This is a genomic window from Mycobacterium alsense (assembly GCF_002086635.1).
Taxonomy (GTDB): Bacteria; Actinomycetota; Actinomycetes; order Mycobacteriales; family Mycobacteriaceae; genus Mycobacterium; species Mycobacterium alsense.
On the sequence record NZ_MVHD01000019.1, the window covers coordinates 59,221 to 79,328 of the forward strand.

Below are 20,108 nucleotides of genomic sequence, written 5' to 3' on the forward strand. Positions count from 1 at the left end.
CCCTCGGCCTCAACCCGCGTCGTTTCCGATCGCAGCCGCGATCTCGTCGGCATCGGCAAAAGGCCGCGGCAGCATCTGGGCAACGCTACCGTCCGGCCGCAGGACGACCGTCGCGGGCATCACATTTACCACACGCAGCGCGGCGGCGACCCGACGACGGCCGTCCTGCAGCGTCGGCAGCCGAACACCCAACTCCGCCAACCGCAGTAACCCCGCGGTCTCGTTCTCGTCCTGGTGCACCGTCACGACCGTCACCGTCGGGCCGACACGGCGTTGGTATTCGGCCATCGCAGGAAGTTCGGCCGCACACGGCGCGCACCAGTACGCCCATAGGTTGAGGACGACCCGGCGCCCGGCCAGCGCGCGCCCGACGTCGACGGCCGAGCCGTCGGCGGCGCACTCCACCGTCACCCCTCGCAGCGCCGGCCCGCCGGCGTCCGCCCCCGCGGCCGGGCAGGGCGGCAGGTTGGCGCGCTGCCGCGGCCCGGCCAACGCGTCCGCGGTGTCGGCGTCCCGGTGCTCCCGCGGGGCCGCATTCCGGGTCGGAGCGTTCGGCGCGGCGCCGTCGTGCAGCTGCGCCACCAGAGCGGCGATCAATGCCGCAACCACCGCCAGGATCGCGATCGTCCAGCGGGTCGTGCGGGTCAAGGTCTCCTGCCCCGGTATTAGAGGCCGGCCAGGGCGAGCAGGTGCTCGGTTTCGGGGCCCTGGACCAGGGGCGCGGCGAGCAGCGGTTCGGTCGGACCGAGGCCGTACGAGGGGCAGTCCTTGGCGAGGATGCAGACGCCGCACGCCGGTTTGCGCGCGTGGCACACCCGGCGGCCGTGGAAGATCACGCGATGGCTCAACATCGTCCACTCCCGCCGCTCGATCAGTTCGCCGACGGCGTGCTCGATCTTGACCGGGTCCTTCTCGGCGGTCCAGCGCCACCGCTGCACCAGCCGCGAGAAATGGGTGTCCACCGTGATTCCCGGGACCCCGAAGGCGTTGCCCAGGATGACGTTGGCGGTCTTGCGCCCCACGCCCGGCAGCGTGACGAGTTCGGCGATGGTCGAGGGCACCTCGCCGTCGAAGCGTTCGACCAGGGCCTGCCCGAGTCCGATGAGCGCCGTTGCCTTGTTGCGGAAGAAGCCGGTGGGGCGGATGAGGTTCTCCAGCTCGGCGCGGTCGGCTTGCGCATAATCCAGCGCCGAACGGTACCGCTTGAACAATGCGGGCGTGGTCAGGTTGACCCGCTTGTCGGTGCTCTGCGCCGACAGGATGGTGGCCACCGTCAGTTCCAGCGGTGTCGTGAAGTCCAGCTCGCAGTGTGCGTCTGGAAACGCTTGGGCCAGTGCCCGATTCATGCGTCGCGCCCGCCGCACCAGTCCGAGGCGCGTTTCTGCATCGACACCACCGCCCGGCGTGGTCGCCGTGGACGCCGAGCGCTCGGATGACTTAGCCGCTGTCACCTACGACAGAGTACTGATTTCGTGATCTGACTGAGACCTAAGCCATGTTTACTCTCCTTGTGTCATGGTTGCTGGTGGCGTGCGTGCCGGGGCTGCTCATGCTGGTCACGCTGGGTCTGGGGCGGCTGGAAGCCGAACTGACCGACGACGCCGTCACGTCGACCGATGTCGACGACTTCCTCGAGCACGCGGAGGCCGTCGACGTGCACACGCTGGCCCGCGAAGGCATGCCCGAGGCGCTGGATTTCCTCCATCGGCGGATGGCCTTGCGTTTGGCCGAGTCGCCGCCGCCCGGCCCGCGTCACGCCGCGCCGGAGCCTGCGCCGGCCTCCGGCGGGCGCGGCGAGGCTTGGTTACCGACGCGAACGGCGGACGATCCGCACGTCAATCAGCAATTTAGGTGGGCTAGATACGCCAATCGTGTGTAGCGTGGCACGTTGGACATAATTGCTCTAGCTCTAGACTCATCACGCTGGCAAGGGGTTAGCTTGCGCACACAGACATCGTTGGAAAGCTAAGAGGCAACGTGGACGAGATCCTGGCAAGGGCCGGTATCTTCCAAGGGGTCGAGCCCGGGGCGGTCACCGCGCTTACCAAGCAACTGCAACCCGTTGACTTCCCGCGCGGACACACGGTTTTTGCCGAGGGAGAGCCGGGCGATCGGCTGTACATCATCGTCGCGGGAAAGGTCAAGATCGGGCGCCGTTCGCCCGATGGCCGCGAGAATCTGCTGACGATCATGGGCCCGTCGGACATGTTCGGGGAGCTGTCGATCTTCGACCCCGGCCCGCGGACCTCCAGCGCGACGACGATCACCGAGGTGCGGGCGGTGTCGATGGACCGCGACGCCTTGCGGGCGTGGATCGCGGACCGTCCGGAGATCGCCGAGCAGCTGCTGCGCGTGCTCGCCCGGCGGCTGCGCCGCACCAACAACAACCTGGCCGACCTCATCTTCACCGACGTGCCCGGCCGGGTGGCCAAGCAGCTGCTGCAGCTGGCCCAGCGTTTCGGCACCCAGGAGGGCGGCGCGATGCGGGTCACCCACGACCTGACGCAAGAGGAGATCGCCCAGCTGGTCGGCGCCTCCCGGGAGACGGTGAACAAGGCCCTGGCCGACTTCGCCCACCGCGGCTGGATCCGGCTGGAGGGCAAGAGCGTGCTGATCTCCGACTCCGAACGCCTGGCGCGCCGCGCGCGCTAACCGCGCTACCGGGTGAACAGGTAATCCAGCTGCGCCTGGACCGACCACTCCGCCGCGTCCCAGAGCTTCTCGTCCACGTCGACATAGACGTGCTCGACGATCCGGCGGACGGTGGCGTCGTCACCGAGGTCGCCCAGCGCCGCGCGCACCTGCTCCAGACGCTCGTGGCGATGGGTCAGGTAACCCTCCGCGACGGCTTCCAGGTCGGCCAGCTCGGGCCCGTGCCCGGGCAGCACCCGGCGCCGCCCCAACCCGCGCAGGCGCCGCAGCGATTCCAGGTAGTCGGCGAGGCTGCCGTCCTCCTTGTCGATGACGGTGGTGCCGCGGCCCAGCACGGTGTCCGCGGTGAGCACGGCGTCGTCGACCAGGAACGACAGCGAGTCGGCGGTGTGCCCGGGCGTGGCCATGACCTTGATCTTCAGGCCGGCGGCGTCGATCACCTCGCCGTCGACCAGGTGACCGCCCAGGCCGCGCAAGAACCCGCTGCCCGCCGAGCGCACCGTCGCCCCGGTCCGCTGCACCAGCTTGTCGATGCCGTCGGTGTGGTCGGGGTGCCGGTGGCTGACCAGCACCAGCGCGATGCGGCCGAGCCCGGCGACCCGGGCGATGTGCTCGTCGTCGTCGGGGCCGGGGTCGACGATCACCAGCTCGTCGCTGCCCTTGCCGCGCAGCACCCACGTGTTGGTGCCCTCCAGCGTCAACAGGCCGGGGTTGTCGGCCAACAGCACCGAGGCCGTGTCGGTGACCGCCCGCAACCTTCCGTATGCGGGGTGGTTCGGCGACTCGGCGGCGTCGGTCACGTCGTCAGCCGACCTCCACGACCAGCTCCACTTCCACCGGCGCGTCCAGCGGGAGCTCGGAGACTCCGACCGCCGAACGCGCGTGCGCGCCTTGCTCGCCGAACACCTCGGCGAGCAGGTCGGAGGCGCCGTTGACGACGCCCGGCTGACCGTTGAAACCCGGGGCGGACGCGACGAAGCCGACGACCTTGATCACGCGTGTGACGGCGTCGATGCCGACCACGGAGTCGACGGCCGCCAGCGCGTTGAGCGCGCAGATCCGCGCCATCGCCTTGCCCTCCTCGGGGCTGACCTCGGCGCCGACCTTGCCGGTCCCCGCCAGCTTTCCGGCCTCCATCGGCAGCTGGCCCGCGGTGTAGACGAGGCTGCCGGTGCGCACCGCCGGCACGTAGGACGCCAGCGGGGCGACCACCTCGGGAAGTGCGACGCCAAGCTGCCGGAGCCGGGCGGAAGCGCTCATCCGGACGGGTCCCTTCGGTCGCGCTACTTGGCGCGCTTGAGATACGCGACGTGCTGCTCGCCGGTGGGCCCGGGCAGCACGGACACCAGCTCCCAGCCGTCGGCCCCCCACTGGTCGAGGATCTGCTTGGTGGCGTGCGTCAGCAGCGGCACGGTGACGTATTCCCATGCGGTGGGTTGGCTCATGACGCGAGCTTATCGGTCGGTGCGCAGCGGCTCCGGCCCGGTGGCCGGGCGGCCTCGGGCTAGCATGCGATGGTGGCATCCACTCCTAGCGGCGGTAGCTCCGTCGGCTGGCCGGCGCGCTTGTCGAGGGCCCGCTTACATTTCGTGACCGGCAAGGGCGGGACGGGCAAGTCGACGGTAGCGGCGGCGCTGGCGCTGACCCTGGCGGCGGGCGGGCGCAAGGTCCTGCTCGTCGAAGTCGAAGGCCGCCAAGGCATTGCGCAACTCTTCGACGTCCCGCCGCTGCCGTACGAGGAGCTCAAGATCGCCACCGCGGAGCGCGGCGGGCAGGTCAATGCCCTGGCGATCGACATCGAGGCCGCGTTTTTGGAATACCTGGACATGTTCTACAACCTCGGCATCGCGGGCCGGGCCATGCGCCGCATCGGAGCCATCGAGTTCGCGACGACGATCGCGCCAGGCCTGCGCGACGTGCTGCTCACCGGCAAGATCAAGGAGTCGGTGGTGCGCCAGAAGAAGGGGTCCAAGGACCCCGTTTACGACGCGGTCGTCGTCGATGCGCCCCCGACGGGCCGGATCGCGCGCTTCCTCGATGTCACCAAGGCCGTGTCCGAGCTGGCCAAGGGCGGGCCCGTGTTCGCGCAGGCCGAGGGTGTGGTGAAGCTGCTGCACTCCGAGGCGACCGCCATCCATTTGGTCACGCTGCTCGAGGCGCTGCCGGTGCAGGAGACACTGGAGGCCATCGAGGAGCTCGCGGAGATGAAGCTGCCGATCGGCAGCGTGATCGTGAACCGCAACATCCCGTCGTACTTGGAGCCGCGCGACCTCGCCAAGGCGGCCGAGGGCGACGTCGACGCCGACTCGGTGCGTACCGGGCTGGAGATGGCCGGAATCAAGCTGGACGACAGCGACTTCGCGGGCCTGCTGACCGAAACGATCCAGCACGCAACCCGAATCACCGCGCGCGCCGAGACCGCGCAGCAGCTCGACGCCCTCAAGGTGCCACGGCTGGAACTGCCGGCGATTTCCGACGGCGTCGACCTGGGCAGCCTCTATGAGCTTTCCGAATCGCTTGCGCAGCAGGGGGTTCGATGAGCACAACGCCGAAAACCCTTGACATGGCCGCAATCCTGGCGGACACGTCGAACCGAGTGGTCGTGTGCTGCGGCGCCGGCGGCGTGGGCAAGACGACCACCGCGGCCGCGATAGCCCTCCGCGCGGCCGAATACGGCCGCACCGTGTGCGTTTTGACGATCGACCCGGCCAAGCGGCTGGCACAGGCCCTGGGCATCGATGACCTCGGCAACACCCCGCAGCGGGTACCGCTGGCACCCGAGGTGTCCGGCGAGCTGCACGCCATGATGCTCGACATGCGGCGCACGTTCGACGAAATGGTGATCCAGTACTCCGGACCCGGTCGGGCACAGGCGATTCTGGAAAACCAGTTCTATCAGACCGTGGCCACTTCGCTGGCGGGCACGCAAGAGTACATGGCGATGGAGAAGCTCGGCCAACTGTTGGGCGAGGACCGCTGGGACCTGGTGGTGGTGGACACTCCCCCCTCGCGCAACGCGCTGGATTTCCTGGACGCGCCGAAACGGCTGGGCAGCTTCATGGACAGCCGATTGTGGCGGATACTGCTGGCACCCGGCCGAGGCATTGGCCGATTGGTCACCGGCGCAATGGGTTTGGCGATGAAGGCGCTGTCCACGGTGCTCGGCTCGCAGATGCTGGGCGACGCGGCGGCGTTCGTGCAGTCGCTGGATGCCACCTTCGGCGGCTTCCGCGAGAAGGCCGACCGCACCTATTCGCTGCTGAAGCGGCGCGGCACGCAATTTGTCGTGGTGTCGGCCGCCGAACCCGACGCGCTGCGCGAGGCGGCCTTCTTCGTCGACCGACTCTCGCAGGAAGGGATGCCACTGGCGGGCCTCGTGCTGAACCGCACGCACCCGACCCTGTGTTCCCTGCCGGTCGAGCGGGCGATCGACGGCAGCGAAACGCTGGAGGCGGTGGACTCCGAGGCCGCCGAGCTGGCCGCCGCGGTGCTGAAGATTCATGCCGACCGTGCGCAAACCGCAAAGCGGGAGGTCAGACTGCTCTCCCGGTTCACCGGGGCCCACCCGCACGTGCCGGTCGTCGGGGTCCCGTCGCTGCCGTTCGACGTGTCGGACCTGGACGCGCTGCGGGCGCTCGCCGACCAGATCACCGCCGTCGGCGACGACGCGGCCCGCGCCGCGGGGCGCTGAGGAGCCGGCGCATCCCACCCCGTCGGCGACGATGCGGCCCGCGCCGCGGGGCGCTGAGGAGCCGGCGCATCCCACCCCGTCGGCGACGACGCGGCCCGCGCCGCGGGGCGCTGAGGAGCCTGCGCATCCTATTGAGCACGCGCCAGTAAGCCGGGGCGAAAACCTATTTGACACGGGCCAGCCTTGCCCGGCGACGAAGGTGCGTTGCTGCCGAATTCCTATTTGTCACAAGCCAGCTCGTATTCAACACGAGTCAGTGGCCTATTCGACATAGTCCAATTGACGGGAGTTGGACCTGCGCTGTAACAGAAACGTAATTATGAAAACAGAGGTTTTCAGGACCCCTGGACGGGTACTTCGGCTCGCAGCGTTATCCGCGCCTCGCGCGAACCGGTCAGCCCACGGAGCGGCCGCGGCGCTTTTCGAAGAAGTCGGCCCAGGAGACGACCTCGGGGTGCTGCTTGAGGAGGGCCCGGCGCTGACGCTCGGTCATGCCGCCCCACACCCCGAACTCGACCTTGTTATCCAAGGCGTCGGCCCCGCACTCCTGCATCACCGGGCAGTGACGGCAGATCACTGCCGCCTTGCGCTGGGCGGCGCCCCGAACGAACAGTTCGTCGGGGTCAGTGGTCCGGCACAACGCTTTTGAGACCCACGCGATTCGTTCTTCGGCGTCGACGCTACGCAGTACGCCTTGAGCAGCCGCGATGTTGGTCCTCCGCGCGGCCGGCCGTGTTCCTGACACGAGCTGTTCCCTTCCTCCCGGCCGCCCTCCCGGCCGCCCTCCTCGGGTGCAGACGCCTGCTGCGATCTACGCCACACCATGCAAATCGGTGTTATCTGAATCTCACCGTGTGTATAAGTTAGGTGGTCAGGTGGCAATTGCGCAACAGTCTGATAACGCTTTTTTTGGGACGCGCGTGCAGTCTTGCCCGAAAGGATACGACGGGCCGTGCGAAGCGCGCACCTCGCCTGGGTGGCCAACCGGTGACGCCGACGCAAATTTTTTGGCGACACCCATCGTAAGTTCGCTGGTCACGGGACGGGAGGGACTTTGGTTTTTTCCAGGGCAACTCGCGGCGTGGCCCGCTGACCAGGGGCCGCTACCCTAGTACGCATGCCAGAACGCCCCCCGGCCGCTCTCACGGTTCTCAAGCTCGCGGGGTGCTGTTTGTTGGCCAGCGTCGTCGCCACGGCGCTGATGTTTCCGCTCGCGGGCGGGCTCGGGCTGATGTCCAACCGGGCCTCCGAGGTCGTCGCCAACGGGTCGGCCCAGCTGCTCCAGGGTGAGGTGCCCGCCGTTTCGACGATGGTCGACAAGAAGGGCAACGTGATCGCGTGGCTGTACTCGCAGCGCCGGTTCGAGGTGCCCACCGACAAGATCGCCAACACCATGAAGTTGGCGATCGTCTCGATCGAGGACAAGCGGTTCGCCGACCACAACGGGGTGGACTGGAAGGGCACCCTGACGGGGCTCGCCGGCTACGCGTCCGGTGACGTCGACACGCGTGGTGGCTCGACCATCGAACAGCAGTACGTCAAGAACTACCAGCTGCTGGTTACCGCCCAGACCGACGCCGAGAAGCGCGCGGCCGTGGAAACCACCCCGGCGCGCAAGCTGCGCGAGATCCGCATGGCGCTCACGCTGGACAAGACGTTCACCAAGCCCGAAATCCTGACCCGCTATCTGAACCTGGTCTCGTTCGGCAACAACTCGTTCGGGGTGCAGGACGCGGCCCAGACCTACTTCGGCATCAATGCGTCCGATCTGAACTGGCAGCAGGCCGCGCTGCTGGCGGGCATGGTGCAGTCGACCAGCGCGCTCAACCCCTACACCAACCCCGACGGCGCCCTGGCCCGGCGGAACTTGGTGCTGGACACCATGATCGAGAACCTGCCCCAGGAGGCCGACGCCCTGCGCGCCGCCAAGGCCACCCCGCTGGGCGTACTGCCCCAGCCCAACGAGCTGCCGCGCGGCTGCATCGCCGCCGGTGACCGGGCCTTCTTCTGCGACTACGTCCAGGAGTACCTCTCTCGCGCGGGGATCAGTAAGGAACAGTTGGCCCGGGGCGGCTACCTGATCCGCACCACGCTGGACCCGGACGTGCAGATCCCGGTCAAGGCGGCCATCGACAAGTACGCCAGCCCCACCCTGCCGGGCATCTCGAGCGTGATGAGCGTGATCGAGCCGGGCAAGACCTCCCACCACGTGATGGCGATGGCCAGCAACCGCACCTACGGGCTGGACCTCGACGCCGGCCAGACGATGCGTCCGCAGCCGTTCTCCCTGGTCGGCGACGGCGCGGGGTCGGTCTTCAAGATCTTCACCACGGCCGCCGCGCTGGACATGGGCATGGGCATCAACGCCACGCTCGAGGTGCCCGGCAGGTTTCAGGCCAAGGGCATGGGCAGCGGCGGCGCCAAGGGCTGCCCCAAGGACACCTGGTGCGTGATCAACGCCGGCAACTACCGGGGCTCGATGAACGTCACCGACGCGCTGGCCACGTCGCCCAACACCGCGTTCGCCAAGCTCATCCAGCAGGTCGGCGTCAGCCGCACGGTGGACATGGCGATCAAGCTCGGCCTGCGCTCCTACGCCGACCCCGGGACCGCGCGCGACTACAACCGCGACAGCAACGAGAGCCTGGCCGACTTCGTCAAGCGGCAGAACATCGGCTCGTTCACCCTGGGCCCGATCGAGGTGAACGCGCTGGAGTTGTCCAACGTCGCGGCCACGCTGGCCTCCGGCGGGGTGTGGTGCCCGCCTAACCCGATCGACAAGCTGATCGACCGCAACGGCAACGAGGTCGCGGTGACGACCGAGACCTGCGACCAGGTGGTGCCCGAAGGGCTGGCCAACACGCTGGCCAACGCGATGAGCAAGGACGCGGTGGGCGGGGGCACGGCGTCGGGTTCGGCCGGGGCGGCGGGCTGGAACCTGCCGATGTCGGGCAAGACCGGCACCACCGAGGCCCACCGCTCGTCCGGCTTCGTCGGCTTCACCAACCATTACGCCGCCGCCAACTACATCTACGACGACTCGCCCAACCCGACCGACTTGTGCTCCGCCCCGCTGCGCCACTGCGGCGAGGGGGATTTGTACGGCGGTAACGAGCCCGCCCGCACCTGGTTCACGGCGATGAAGCCGATCGCGACCAACTTCGGGCCGGTGGCCCTGCCCCCGACCGATCCGCGGTTCGTCGACGGCTCACCGGGTTCCCGGGTGCCGGCCGTCACCGGCCTGGAGGTCGACATGGCCCGCCAGCGCCTGAAGGACGCGGGGTTCCAGGTCGCCGACCAGACCAACTCCGTCAACAGCAGCGCCAAGGCGGGCGAGGTGGTCGGGACGACGCCCAGCGGCCAGACGATCCCGGGGTCGATCATCACGATCCAGGTGAGCAACGGCATCCCGCCCGCGCCGCCGCCCCCGCCGGAGGGTGGCCCGCCGGTGCCGATCGGGTCGCAGGTCGTCGAGATTCCGGGCCTGCCGCCGATCACGATCCCCCTGCTGGCCCCTCCGCCGCCGCCGGGAGCGCCGCCGCCCCCGTAGGCCCCACAGGTCGCACGCGCGACGCGGTGTGGCGCAAGCTGCCTGCCCAGAACCCAACTGGCAGTACGCTTGCCAGCATGGCTGATGTTATGCCCGTCCTGATGCGCGCCGGCGCGGCGGCGATCGGCTCGACCCTGGCCGGCATCGGCTACGCCGCGGTCGTCGAGCGCAACGCGTTCGTCCTGCGCGAGATCACCATGCCCGTCCTGTCGCCCGGGTCCACGCCGCTGCGGGTGCTGCACATCAGCGATCTGCACATGCTGCCCAACCAGCGCCGCAAACAGGCCTGGCTGCGCGAGCTGGCCGCCTGGGAGCCCGACCTGGTGGTCAACACGGGCGACAACCTCGCCCACCCGAAGGCGGTCCCCGCCGTCGTGCAGACCCTGGGCGACCTGCTGGCGCGGCCGGGCGTCTTCGTGTTCGGCAGCAACGACTACTTCGGGCCGCGCCTGAAGAACCCGCTGAACTACCTGACCAACCCGTCGCACCGGGTGCGCGGCGAGCCGCTGCCCTGGCAGGACCTGCGGGCGGCGTTCACCGAGCGCGGCTGGCTCGACCTCACCCACACCCGCCGGGAGTTCGAGGTGGCCGGCCTGCACATCGCGGCGGCCGGCGTCGACGACCCGCACATCGACCGGGACCGATACGACGCGGTCGCGGGGCCGGCCAGCCCGGCCGCGAACCTGCGGCTGGGGCTGACCCATTCGCCGGAGCCGCGGGTGCTGGACCGCTTCGCCGCCGACGGCTACCAACTGGTGATGGCCGGGCACACCCACGGCGGGCAGCTGTGCCTGCCGTTCTACGGCGCCCTGGTGACCAACTGCGGGCTGGACCGCTCGCGGGCCAAGGGGCCGTCCCGGTGGGGCGCGAACATGCAGCTGCACGTCTCCGCGGGGATCGGCACGTCGCCGTTCGCGCCGGTGCGATTCTGCTGCCGGCCCGAGGCGACGCTGCTCACGCTGATCGCCACGCCGATGGGCGACCGCGACTCCACCCGCGACCTGAGCCGCTCGCAGCCCACCGCCTCGGTGCGTTGAGCGATCGGACCCGGATCGCGGCCCGCGCCCGCTCGCGCGACTGGACCGACAACGCGATACGGCTGATCCACGCCGACGCCCGGCGCAGCGCCGACACCCACCTGCTGCGCTATCCGCTGCCGTCGGCCTGGGCCACCGACGGCCCGGACGCTCAAGTGGCGCTGTATCTCAAGGACGAGACGACTCACATCACCGGCAGCCTCAAGCACCGGCTGGCGCGCTCGCTGTTCCTTTACGCGCTGTGCAACGGGTGGATCGGCGAGGGCACCACGGTCGTCGAGGCCTCCTCGGGATCGACGGCGGTGTCGGAGGCCTACTTCGCGGCCATGCTGGGCCTGCCGTTCGTCGCGGTGATGCCGGCGTCGACCAGCGCGGCCAAGATCGCCCTGATCGAATCACAAGGCGGCCGTTGCCATTTCGTCACCGACGCCAGCCAGGTGTACGCGCAGGCCGAGCGGGTCGCCCGGGAGACGGGCGGGCACTATCTGGATCAGTTCACCAACGCCGAGCGCGCCACCGACTGGCGCGGCAACAACAACATCGCCGAGTCGATCTACGAGCAGATGCGCGACGAGCGCTACCCCGTCCCGGAGTGGATCGTGGTCGGCGCCGGCACCGGCGGCACGAGCGCGACGATCGGCCGCTACATCCGCTACCGGCGGCACCCGACCCGGCTGTGCGTGGTCGACCCGGAGAACTCGGCGTTCTTCCCGGCCTATGCCGAAGGTCGGGACGACCTGAACGGCTTAGTGCTGCCGTCGTCCTCGCGCATCGAGGGCATCGGCCGGCCGCGGGTCGAGCCGTCGTTTCTGCCCGGCGTCGTCGACCGCATGGTCGCCGTACCCGACGCGGCGTCCATCGCCGCCGCCCGCCACGTCAGCGCCGTGCTGGGACGCCGGGTGGGGCCGTCGACGGGCACCAACCTGTGGGGCGCGTTCGGGCTGCTCGCCGAGATGGTCGCCGAGGGGCGCAGCGGAAGCGTGGTCACCCTGCTCGCCGACAGCGGCGACCGCTACACCGACACCTATTTCAGCGACGAGTGGGTGCGCGCGCAGGGGCTCGACCCGTCGGGCCCCGCCGCGGCGCTGGCCGAATTCGAGCGCAGCTGCGCTTGGGTCTAGTCCAGACCTGGCCCGGCGGCCTGCGCTTTCGTCAGGTGAGCGGCGGGTGCGATAGGCTGTCGTGGCTTCAAGCGGGGTGTGGCGCAGCTTGGTAGCGCGCTTCGTTCGGGACGAAGAGGCCGTGGGTTCGAATCCCGCCACCCCGACGGTCCTAGCAAGGCCCCGACCAGCACATAAGCTGCCGGGGCTTTGTCTGTTTATGGCCCCGCCTCGGAATCTGTCCGCAGTGCGTCCGCAGTAGATTTGCGCAACGCCTGCACAGCCGCGTCTAGCGCGTCCGCAACGGCTTCCAAGTCGTCCGGGAACAGATCTGCATAAGTGTCCAACGTGAGCGCTGCGGACTTGTGCCCCAGCATCGTTTGCACCGCCTTCACATTGGCGCCGGCGCTGATCGCCAGAGACGCTGCGGTGTGGCGCAGATCGTGCATCGTGGGGCGCGGCCAGTCGGTCGTGGGCTTGCCGTCGTCATCGATCCCGCGCAGCTTGGCCACGGCCGGGTTGAACACGCGGGTGCGGAACGTTGCGATCCGCAGCGCGCCGCCGCCCGGCGCGCTGAACACCAGATCCTCGCGACCTTTGCCCGCCATACGCCGAGCGAGTTCTTCACTCAGGAACCGTGGGAACGGCACGGAGCGGCGCTCGTGGTTCTTCGGTGTCGACCAAACCAACTTGCCCTTGACCTCGGTCACCGACTGGCGCACTTGCACGCGCCGCCGCAGCATGTCGAAGTCGGCCACCGTCAATGCGGCCATCTCGCCATATCGCAGACCCGTGTAAGCCAAGAACCGGACCACCAAGCCATCGCGGGTCATCGCGGTCGCAAGCTCGCCGACTTGCTGGTGAGTCAGATACGCGCGCCGGGAATGTTCGCGTGGAGGTGCTTTCACCCCATCGCAAGGGTTCACCGGTATACGCCGGTCCTCGACGGCAACGCCGAGAATCATACGTAGGACGCCTAGCGCTGTCTCGATCGTCGCCGCCGAAGAACCCTGGGCGGCAAGATCATTGACCCACGCTCGGATGGCAGAAGTCTGGACTTCACAGACCAGTTTTTGCCCCCACAGGTCGCGGACGTGGGTTATCCAGGCCGATTCCCTAGCCGCCTTCGTTGTCGCCTTCAAGTGGCCGAATGTTCCTACCCACTGCCCGTGCAGCACATCCACGCTGACGTTGCCGGCACCCGGCGCTACGTAGGTGCCCGTGACGATCGTCGATGTAACGTCATCTAGCCACTTCTGAGCGTCGACCTTGCGTGCGAATCCCTTCGCGACCTCGCGCCCTTCACTGTCGACATACCTTGCACGCCAACGCTTCCCTTTACCATATGCAGCTGACTGAATAGCCTTGGTCTCGCCATCAGGAAGTCGGACGGTCTTGGTCCAGCGGTCCTCGACACCGCTGCGGCGATTACGCCTCTGGGGCATCGATATCCTCCTGCGAAACGGTCTCCGGATGGTAGCGGTACGCACTAACCCCGTAGATGGTCTCGACATCCGTCAGGGAAGTAACCCGATCGTCCATACGGGCGGCGCGGCCAGCCGCCACAGCGGCGTCGACTCGGAGAGCAAGGTAGATCTCCGCTTCGTTGTAGGTGTTACGCAGCCGAATAGCTTCCTCGGCGTCGGCGTCAGCTTCATGTTTCTCAGCAATCAAGGCTTGGAGTTTCTTCAGAGAGCCCCGCAGGAAGTGGCGATGCAGATCCAAACCGAAGACACCGCTGACGATCGCCGTATAACTCTCCGCGATCTGTCGCACCGACGCTCCCACTTGCTCCTCGGCGTCGAGCTGCTGCGGAGGGAGCGTCATCGACATCGCGTTCGTTCCCAGTGCGGCCGCGATGTAGAACGCCTCGGCGAATCGGACTTGCCTCTCGCCCTTTTCGATACGAGAGATCGTCGTCTGATGCACATCGGTCCAGCGGACACCTGACGGCGCAGTGCGCAACTTTTGGACAAGGTCCGCCTGGCTCAAGCCTGCGGCTGTCCGCAGCCGAACCATGTTGGCCACAAAGTTCTTCTCGCGCGAGTCCCCTATGCCCTCGTAGTCCGACACCGACGAATCTTCTCACAATATGTACTTGCTCGCCAACACATCTTGTGTACGCTAAAACGTGTTCAACGCTAAACACAGGAGGTGAATATGTCTGGGTCGCTGTTTCTGTCCACCCAGCAGGTGTCAACGATTACCGGCATACCGGCAGCAACGTTGCGTTTCTGGCGGCACAAAGGCGATGAAGGACCGCCGTCGTTTCGTCTCGGTCCTCGCCGAATCGTCTATAGACAGGATCTGCTGAACGAGTGGCTGGCCGAGCAGGAGGCCACGACTCAACGCGGCGGCGGCGCTGCTTGATGGCCGCCACCGCAAAAGTGAAGTCCCCCGGCAGCATCCGAGGGACTTCCGAACCGACCACCCAACAGGAAATCCAGAGAGGAACGTTCATGACCACTGTAACCCCAACCGACAACGACCAGACCGCCGACACCGGCCAGATGCGAGAAGGCATCGATGGGCATTGGCTCGGACCGCGAGGTATCTTCCGGCACTATCAGCCGACGGCCGAGCACGCGATCCTCGTATCCAAGGTCTGCGGTCATCCGATTTCCCATGTCATGTCGACCGCAGTATCGGGCGAGTTCTCAGGGGAAGTGGTCGGCGAATTGATCCGCTGGGCGGATGGCCATGACGGCAGTATCACCTTCGAGGGGCGCATTGACGGCACCCCCGACAGCGCCGGAATCACCGACATCGCCGCCTACAGCTACGAGGACATCTGGGCAATCGCCAAGGTATCCAACGACATTCGCTACGAGTGGGCGGCCATCTTGGAAGGCCGCCGGTGAGCGACTATCGGATTGAATCACGTTGGGTGGACTGGTTTTCCGTGCATACCTACGTTATTCCGCTGCTCGACGAGGCGGGGAGCTGGCCATTGGCCGGCTCCCTTGCCTTTCAGCGGCTCGACGATTCAGACCCTCGGAAGCTGGCCGCGGTGCTCGACGGTGGCCGCCGGGACGCGCTTCGGAATGACGTTATCTGCTCGGCGCTCGCCCAGGCCTCCCAAGACATTTCAATGGCCGCCGACTGGCCTGCGTTCGCGCGCAGCACCCTCCGGCGTAAAGCGGCATACATCGCCAGGCGGTCCGCGTGACCGACACCGAGGCGTTCTTCCTCGAATCCGGCAGCGACCAGCTCAAGTCCATCTATCAATGGGCTCGCGCCCGCTACGCGGCTCCGTGGGCCGTATTCTTCGCAGTGCTCCTGCGGGTAGCGGCCAGCGTCGGGCCGCACGTGCAGCTCCCAGGCATCATCGGCGGCCGCGCGAGCCTGAACCTGCTGTGTGCGTTCGTGTCCCCGTCAGGTGGCGGCAAAGGCATCAGCGACAAGGTTGGCCGGCTCGCTTGGCCTGCCCCGGTCCTCGAGCTGCCGATCGGGTCGGGAGAAGGCATCGCAGAGACGTTCACGCTGCGCGGCAAGGAGTCCGAGGACAACGAGCGCATCACCGCAGCGATCTTCAACTGCTCGGAGATCGACATCCTCACGGGGCTGGAATCCCGGCAAGGCTCAACAATCCTGGGCACCCTGAAAGCGTTCGCGATGGGTGAGCAGTTCGGGTCAACCAACGCCACTAAGGGAAACAGCCGCAACGTGCCCGCACACTCGTACCGCGGCTGCTTGTCTGTGGGCGCCCAACCCGGCCACACCGGGGTGATCTTCAACGATGTCACCGGCGGCACACCTCAGCGATTCCTTTGGGCGTTGACCATCGACCCGCTCATGCCCGCGACAGCCACACCCGACCCCGACCCCCTGGACACCACGATGCCGAAATGGAAACCCGGTGCTGACGGTGTCGCGGAGATCATCTACGGCCACGACGAGATCACCGAAACGGTGATCGCTGCGCACCTGGCCCGCCAGCGCGGGGAAGCTGACGCCCTCGATGGGCACGCCATGCTGACACGTCTGAAGGTCGCCGCTCTCCTGGCAATCATGCACGGACGGTCGGTCGTCTCCGAGTGGGACTGGCAGCGTTCCGGCGATGTCATGGCGGTGTCCCACAGCACGCGAGACTGGATCGTTGAGCAGGCCAAGATCGCAGCCCGGGCAAAGGTCCGTGAGCGGGCGATGGCGCGGGCCAAGGGTGAGGAGTTCGTCTCCGATCACAAGCTGCAGCGAGCCAAGTCCGCGGTGCTCCGTTGGCTCCAGCGGGACGGGGAGCTGGCGTCCAACCAGCTGCGCTCGAAGCTCAAAGCTGACTTACGAGACCATTTCGGCGCAGCTGTTGCTGAGTTAGCTGCAGAGGGCTGGATTACTGAGATTCAGGTGGACCGCGGAGTCCGCTATCGCGTTGATACCGAGGTACAGGGTGTACCCGACGTACAGGGTCAATCTTCGCAGCTCAGCAAGGGCGTACCCGAAGTACAGGGTGTACCCGAAGCCACGATAACGGACCTGGATTCCCGCAGGTCGCACGAAGTCGAGCGCCCGAAGCTCTCCTGCCAGAAATGGTTCAACAACTACATCGCCGAGCTGCGCGCAGCTGGTCACACCACTGCAGAATCGTTTGCTATTAACCGCGCGGGAGAGGCTGCCGGGTACACCCAATCGAACTTGTCCAAAGCCGCATCAGCGCACCCCGACGTCGTCGCGATCGCACGCACCAGCCGCGGTGCTACATGGTCGATCACCGGCGACCGACAAAGCGCATACGTTCCCGCGACGGACTTCTTCGCCGGGTACCTCAGCAACCTGCCGCCCAACGCAACCCAGATCGACCAGGACGACTACCAGCGCGCCTCAGCAGCCGCCGGGTACGGCTGGGAAGCGGCGGCCAAAGCCGCGACCAAGCATCCGCGTATCGGGTCAGTCCCTGCCGCGGGCAATTCAAGAAACGATCGGATCTGGCTTATCAAGCCCGAAGCCGATGAAGGCGCAGCGTCATGAAACGGCCGATCTGGGCCGCGTACAACGACACCGACGCCCTGTCCACGAAATGCACCAACTGCGGAGCACTCCCAGGCCACTGGTGCACGCGCCCAGACGGCCGCGTCCGAAGGATTCCCTGCGTCGAACGTTCGGCAGCCGGAATCGGTAGCGGCGACGGCAAGCCGTACGCCCGCGACTTCAGCGAGCCCACGCACCAACCAGATTGAGAGGAACAAACGCATGTCCGATGAACTCGGTTTCTTCCCGCCGCCAACCCGATCGCTGGGGCTGCCGCCCGACCAACGCAAACTGTCGAACTACCTCCGCAACTACGGCGTCCGACCAAAGCAAATCCGGATCGGCAGCAAATCCGCCAAGGGCTATCTCGTCGCTCCGCATACGGCCCCAGACGGCGATTCCGTGGGCCTCGCAGACGCCTGGCAACGCTACCTTGCGCCACAGACCGAAACATCCGAAACAGCCGAAACAACGCAGGTGAACACGTTTCGGACAGCACACCCTGTTTCGGACGCATCCGAAACATCCCACCTATCCGAAACAGAATGCGAGCCTTCTACCTGCAATGTTTCGGCTGTTTCGGATGTTTCGGCCACACAGGGAAGGCGACCGCCGATGCCGCACACACGCGCTCACACGATGACCAGGCCGGCCCCAAAGAACAAGCCAGCCAGCAAATTCGAGGGACCATCCGGGGCAGGCCGCTGCCCCATCTGCCACTGGCACATCGAATCGATGGGCCACGCCGACAACTGCACTCAGGAGACACACCAATGATCGACAACGAGATCACCACCATCCGACCACCTGAAGACACGATCACAGTGGTCCCCACATCGATGGAATACGTCTATCACCACGTCAACGGCCACGACGTTCTGTGTTTGCTGATGAACACCAAGAAACACGGACCGATGCTCATGGCACTGACCCCCGACAACGCCGCGCATATCGCCGCACACCTCCAAGGCATGCTCGCCCAGATCGACGAGCTACGCCAGAAGTACAACGAAAGGTAACCAGCCGTGAGCGAGAACGACGCTGCCACAACGGAAACTGTCGAAACCGGCGAGCCCACACCGGCGGATTACGCCGCTGCATCCGCGGCCTGGACCGAAGTGTTCAGCAGGGGCAAACAAGCCGACAGTCAGACCGACGCCGCCCCGGAAACGACCGAGGAAGACGAACAGCCGACGGAAGATGACGGAAACCCGAACCACGAGGCCGCCAAGTGGCGCACCAAGTTCCGCGAGAGCGAGACCCAAAACACCGCCCTGGCAACCCGACTGCAAAACATGCAACGTGCTGCGATCGACACCCAAGTCACCGCGCTCGGAATGAAGCCGGCCGCACTGTGGGCTTCCGGAGCCAAGCTCGAGGACTTAGTCGACGACGCCGGCGTACCCGACGCCGCCAAGGTACAACAGGCCGCCCAGGCCGCGAAGGACACGCTCGGCATCATCGCCGTCAAACCAGCCAAGCCGGTTGGATCACTGCGTTCCGGCGCCACCGCGTACACACCGCCGCGCAACAAGTGGGTCGGTGCGTTCAGCCCACGCGATGAATAGATCCCGATTCGTCAGTGCCGCCTAGTACCATCAGAGCTGCGATTGTCACGCCAGGTGCGGACTCGGCAAGCGGTGAGACACCCAGCCGGCGCAAAACCCCGTTGAATTTCACGCGCGGGTTTCCCGTGCGCACCTGAAAGGCATTGCAATGGCTGACATCACGACCTCGACAACCGCGCCCGGCTGGGCAAGAGACGAATACACCTTCGCGCCGCTAGATGTCGTCGCTCCCGCGCTCATCAACCAATGCACGCTGGTGTCCGGCGACGTCGAAGGCGACGAACCGTCGCTACACGTCGCCTACGTCGTCGACCAGCTCGACGCCGAGTACGTCGCCGAAAATACCGCCGGCACCGAAAACCCCCCGGGCCTCGACGAAGTCGAAATCAAGACCAAAAAGCTCTACCGCTTGGTCAACCTGTCGTTCGAGCAGTGGCAACAGGACGAGACCGCGGCCGCGGTGGCGAACTCCGTGTCTACCGACCTGATCGCTAAGGCCGATGCCAGCTTCCTGGGCGAGAACACCAGCCCACTGATCGGGCTGCTTAACGCACCGGATGTCATCGTCGGCACTCAAGTCGCCAACAGCCTGGACAACCTGGTGGACCTCATCGCGACGCTCGAGGCCAACCGCTCCAAGCCATCCCACATCATCGTGGATCCGATGTCGTGGGCGGCGCTGCGGAAGCTGAAGGTCGGCACCGCGTACAACGCCTCGCTGCTCGGCGCTGGCACGCACGACAGCCAGCCGATGCTGCTCGACCTGCCTGTGGTGCGCTCCCCGTTCGTGCCGGCAGGAACCGGCGTCGTCGTCGATGCCACCGCGATCGCTAGCGCTCTCGGACCCGTCCGGATCGCGACCAGTGAACACGCCTTGTTCGCACAGGACGCCATCCAGATCCGCGCCACCTGGCGCATCGGCTGGAAGGTCATGCGCCCAACGCGCATCGGCCGCTTCACCGTCGCCGGAGCCGGCGGCAGCTAAAGACGTGCGGCGCCGCACACCGCTGAGTCATGGCAGCACCGTGCGCCAGCTGCCCACGGGAAACCCCCTTCGGCCGCGACCTTCTGGGCGAGTCGGTCGCGGCCGAAGGGACCAACAAACGGCCCAAAACCCCCTCCAAACGACCCCGAAATCGCCCAAAACGGCGGAAAAACGGGCCACAATTCGCACTGCGCATAGCACCCTCAGCACAGCACCCGAGCCACACCATCCCTCGCTAACCGCCAGCCGACTCCGAGCGAAGCCAACCGTGTTTGCGCAGCTCAGACGGTCTACCTGGGGGGAGGACCCCCGACACGCCGAACCGCCTCGCCGGTCGGCATAGCGTCCGCCGGTCTGTACGAAACGAGAATCGTTTCGCGGCCGCGCGTTTCATACACCGCATATCGTCGCTTCTCAGGGCTGCCTTTTCGGCGCTATATGCGTGCGTGCAACATTTCCCGACACTCCGGCGGGGCGCCAGGAGGGGCTGTCTGATTAACGGTGGATCCGACCTTGGCATTGGTTAGTTGCCGGTCGGGGTGATCCGGCCGTTGAAGGTG

Annotated in this window: 24 protein-coding genes and 1 tRNA gene; 17 read left to right on the plus strand and 8 right to left on the minus strand. The window is 66.8% G+C overall.

Translation table 11 applies throughout. From position 1 onward, the window contains the following. Positions 1 to 9: 9 nt before the first annotated feature. Entirely contained in the window at positions 10 to 648 is a 639-nt protein-coding gene (locus BST11_RS13275) for a TlpA family protein disulfide reductase (protein ID WP_083138408.1), read from the minus strand. A gap of 17 nt (positions 649 to 665) precedes the next feature. Next, a complete protein-coding gene (gene nth / locus BST11_RS13280; protein WP_067317289.1) occupies positions 666 to 1,346 on the minus strand; it encodes an endonuclease III in 681 nt (226 codons plus the stop codon). Positions 1,347 to 1,495: 149 nt separating this feature from the next. Between nth and BST11_RS13285 the strand changes: the two genes are divergently transcribed. Together BST11_RS13285 and crp are read left to right on the plus strand one after the other, a co-directional pair. Beyond that, positions 1,496 to 1,879: a hypothetical protein gene (locus BST11_RS13285; protein ID WP_083138410.1), complete on the plus strand. Its 384-nt coding sequence runs from the start codon at positions 1,496 to 1,498 to the stop codon at positions 1,877 to 1,879. 98 nt (positions 1,880 to 1,977) lie between these two features. After that, positions 1,978 to 2,652: a cAMP-activated global transcriptional regulator CRP gene (gene crp, locus BST11_RS13290; RefSeq protein WP_007772229.1), complete on the plus strand. Its 675-nt coding sequence runs from the start codon at positions 1,978 to 1,980 to the stop codon at positions 2,650 to 2,652. Positions 2,653 to 2,657: 5 nt separating this feature from the next. Here the strand turns inward: crp and BST11_RS13295 are convergent, their stop codons facing one another. From BST11_RS13295 to sp36, 3 genes are read right to left on the minus strand one after another with little or no spacing between them, the layout of a single operon-like run. Further along, positions 2,658 to 3,452, minus strand: coding sequence for an MBL fold metallo-hydrolase (locus tag BST11_RS13295; RefSeq protein WP_083138411.1), 795 nt, complete (start codon positions 3,450 to 3,452; stop codon positions 2,658 to 2,660). Positions 3,453 to 3,456: 4 nt separating this feature from the next. After that, positions 3,457 to 3,912 (minus strand): RidA family protein, encoded by a 456-nt coding sequence (locus tag BST11_RS13300; protein ID WP_083138412.1) that lies wholly within the window; start codon positions 3,910 to 3,912, stop codon positions 3,457 to 3,459. 23 nt (positions 3,913 to 3,935) lie between these two features. Then, entirely contained in the window at positions 3,936 to 4,097 is a 162-nt protein-coding gene (gene sp36, locus BST11_RS27145) for a Sp36 family protein (protein ID WP_120313477.1), read from the minus strand. A 69-nt stretch (positions 4,098 to 4,166) separates the two neighbouring features. On the opposite strand from sp36, the gene bagA reads away from it, so the two are divergent. Both bagA and bagB read left to right on the plus strand, forming a co-directional pair. After that, on the plus strand, positions 4,167 to 5,192 hold the full coding sequence (gene bagA / locus BST11_RS13305; RefSeq protein ID WP_083138413.1) for an ATPase BagA: 1,026 nt from the start codon (positions 4,167 to 4,169) through the stop codon (positions 5,190 to 5,192). Further along, entirely contained in the window at positions 5,189 to 6,343 is a 1,155-nt protein-coding gene (gene bagB / locus BST11_RS13310; RefSeq protein ID WP_083138414.1) for an ATPase BagB, read from the plus strand. The genes bagA and bagB overlap by 4 nt, the downstream gene beginning before the upstream one ends. 394 nt (positions 6,344 to 6,737) lie before the next feature. Here the strand turns inward: bagB and BST11_RS13315 are convergent, their stop codons facing one another. Beyond that, entirely contained in the window at positions 6,738 to 7,088 is a 351-nt protein-coding gene (locus BST11_RS13315; protein WP_067317306.1) for a WhiB family transcriptional regulator, read from the minus strand. Positions 7,089 to 7,460: 372 nt separating this feature from the next. Between BST11_RS13315 and ponA2 the strand changes: the two genes are divergently transcribed. The 4 genes from ponA2 to BST11_RS13335 all read left to right on the plus strand — a co-directional run bounded on the left by ponA2 (position 7,461) and on the right by BST11_RS13335 (position 12,197). Beyond that, positions 7,461 to 9,893, plus strand: coding sequence for a transglycosylase/D,D-transpeptidase PonA2 (ponA2, locus tag BST11_RS13320; protein ID WP_067317308.1), 2,433 nt, complete (start codon positions 7,461 to 7,463; stop codon positions 9,891 to 9,893). 77 nt (positions 9,894 to 9,970) lie between these two features. Then, entirely contained in the window at positions 9,971 to 10,930 is a 960-nt protein-coding gene (locus tag BST11_RS13325; RefSeq protein ID WP_083138415.1) for a metallophosphoesterase, read from the plus strand. After that, positions 10,927 to 12,051: an L-cysteine desulfhydrase Cds1 gene (gene cds1, locus BST11_RS13330; RefSeq protein WP_083138416.1), complete on the plus strand. Its 1,125-nt coding sequence runs from the start codon at positions 10,927 to 10,929 to the stop codon at positions 12,049 to 12,051. Before BST11_RS13325 ends, cds1 begins: the two co-directional genes overlap by 4 nt. A gap of 72 nt (positions 12,052 to 12,123) precedes the next feature. Beyond that, positions 12,124 to 12,197, plus strand: a tRNA-Pro gene (locus BST11_RS13335). A gap of 51 nt (positions 12,198 to 12,248) precedes the next feature. Here the strand turns inward: BST11_RS13335 and BST11_RS13340 are convergent. Both BST11_RS13340 and BST11_RS13345 read right to left on the minus strand, forming a co-directional pair. Beyond that, positions 12,249 to 13,475, minus strand: a complete 1,227-nt coding sequence (locus tag BST11_RS13340; protein WP_083138417.1) for a tyrosine-type recombinase/integrase — start codon at positions 13,473 to 13,475, stop codon at positions 12,249 to 12,251. Continuing rightward, positions 13,459 to 14,103, minus strand: coding sequence for a helix-turn-helix transcriptional regulator (locus tag BST11_RS13345; RefSeq protein ID WP_083138418.1), 645 nt, complete (start codon positions 14,101 to 14,103; stop codon positions 13,459 to 13,461). Before BST11_RS13345 ends, BST11_RS13340 begins: the two co-directional genes overlap by 17 nt. An 87-nt stretch (positions 14,104 to 14,190) precedes the next feature. Here BST11_RS13345 and BST11_RS13350 point away from each other — a divergent pair, with 87 nt between their 5' ends. The 9 genes from BST11_RS13350 (at position 14,191) to BST11_RS13385 (ending at position 19,548) form a co-directional block, all read left to right on the plus strand. Further along, positions 14,191 to 14,400, plus strand: coding sequence for a helix-turn-helix transcriptional regulator (locus BST11_RS13350; RefSeq protein ID WP_083138419.1), 210 nt, complete (start codon positions 14,191 to 14,193; stop codon positions 14,398 to 14,400). A gap of 89 nt (positions 14,401 to 14,489) precedes the next feature. Beyond that, complete coding sequence (locus BST11_RS13355) at positions 14,490 to 14,891, plus strand: hypothetical protein (protein ID WP_083138420.1); 402 nt, start codon at positions 14,490 to 14,492, stop codon at positions 14,889 to 14,891. Continuing rightward, positions 14,888 to 15,199: a DUF2742 domain-containing protein gene (locus BST11_RS13360; protein ID WP_211284707.1), complete on the plus strand. Its 312-nt coding sequence runs from the start codon at positions 14,888 to 14,890 to the stop codon at positions 15,197 to 15,199. The genes BST11_RS13355 and BST11_RS13360 overlap by 4 nt, the downstream gene beginning before the upstream one ends. Continuing rightward, a complete protein-coding gene (locus BST11_RS13365; RefSeq protein ID WP_083138422.1) occupies positions 15,196 to 16,995 on the plus strand; it encodes a hypothetical protein in 1,800 nt (599 codons plus the stop codon). The genes BST11_RS13360 and BST11_RS13365 overlap by 4 nt, the downstream gene beginning before the upstream one ends. Continuing rightward, positions 16,992 to 17,204, plus strand: a complete 213-nt coding sequence (locus BST11_RS29275) for a zinc finger domain-containing protein (RefSeq protein ID WP_425320601.1) — start codon at positions 16,992 to 16,994, stop codon at positions 17,202 to 17,204. The genes BST11_RS13365 and BST11_RS29275 overlap by 4 nt, the downstream gene beginning before the upstream one ends. A gap of 13 nt (positions 17,205 to 17,217) precedes the next feature. Continuing rightward, positions 17,218 to 17,772 (plus strand): DUF3631 domain-containing protein, encoded by a 555-nt coding sequence (locus BST11_RS29280; RefSeq protein WP_083138423.1) that lies wholly within the window; start codon positions 17,218 to 17,220, stop codon positions 17,770 to 17,772. Beyond that, positions 17,769 to 18,014 carry a hypothetical protein gene (locus tag BST11_RS13375; RefSeq protein ID WP_083138424.1) on the plus strand — a complete coding sequence of 82 codons (246 nt, stop codon included), beginning with the start codon at positions 17,769 to 17,771 and terminating at the stop codon, positions 18,012 to 18,014. Before BST11_RS29280 ends, BST11_RS13375 begins: the two co-directional genes overlap by 4 nt. Positions 18,015 to 18,020: 6 nt before the next feature. Continuing rightward, complete coding sequence (locus BST11_RS13380) at positions 18,021 to 18,563, plus strand: hypothetical protein (RefSeq protein WP_083138425.1); 543 nt, start codon at positions 18,021 to 18,023, stop codon at positions 18,561 to 18,563. A 256-nt stretch (positions 18,564 to 18,819) separates the two neighbouring features. Then, positions 18,820 to 19,548, plus strand: coding sequence for a phage major capsid protein (locus BST11_RS13385; RefSeq protein ID WP_244897639.1), 729 nt, complete (start codon positions 18,820 to 18,822; stop codon positions 19,546 to 19,548). Positions 19,549 to 20,108: the final 560 nt, after the last annotated feature.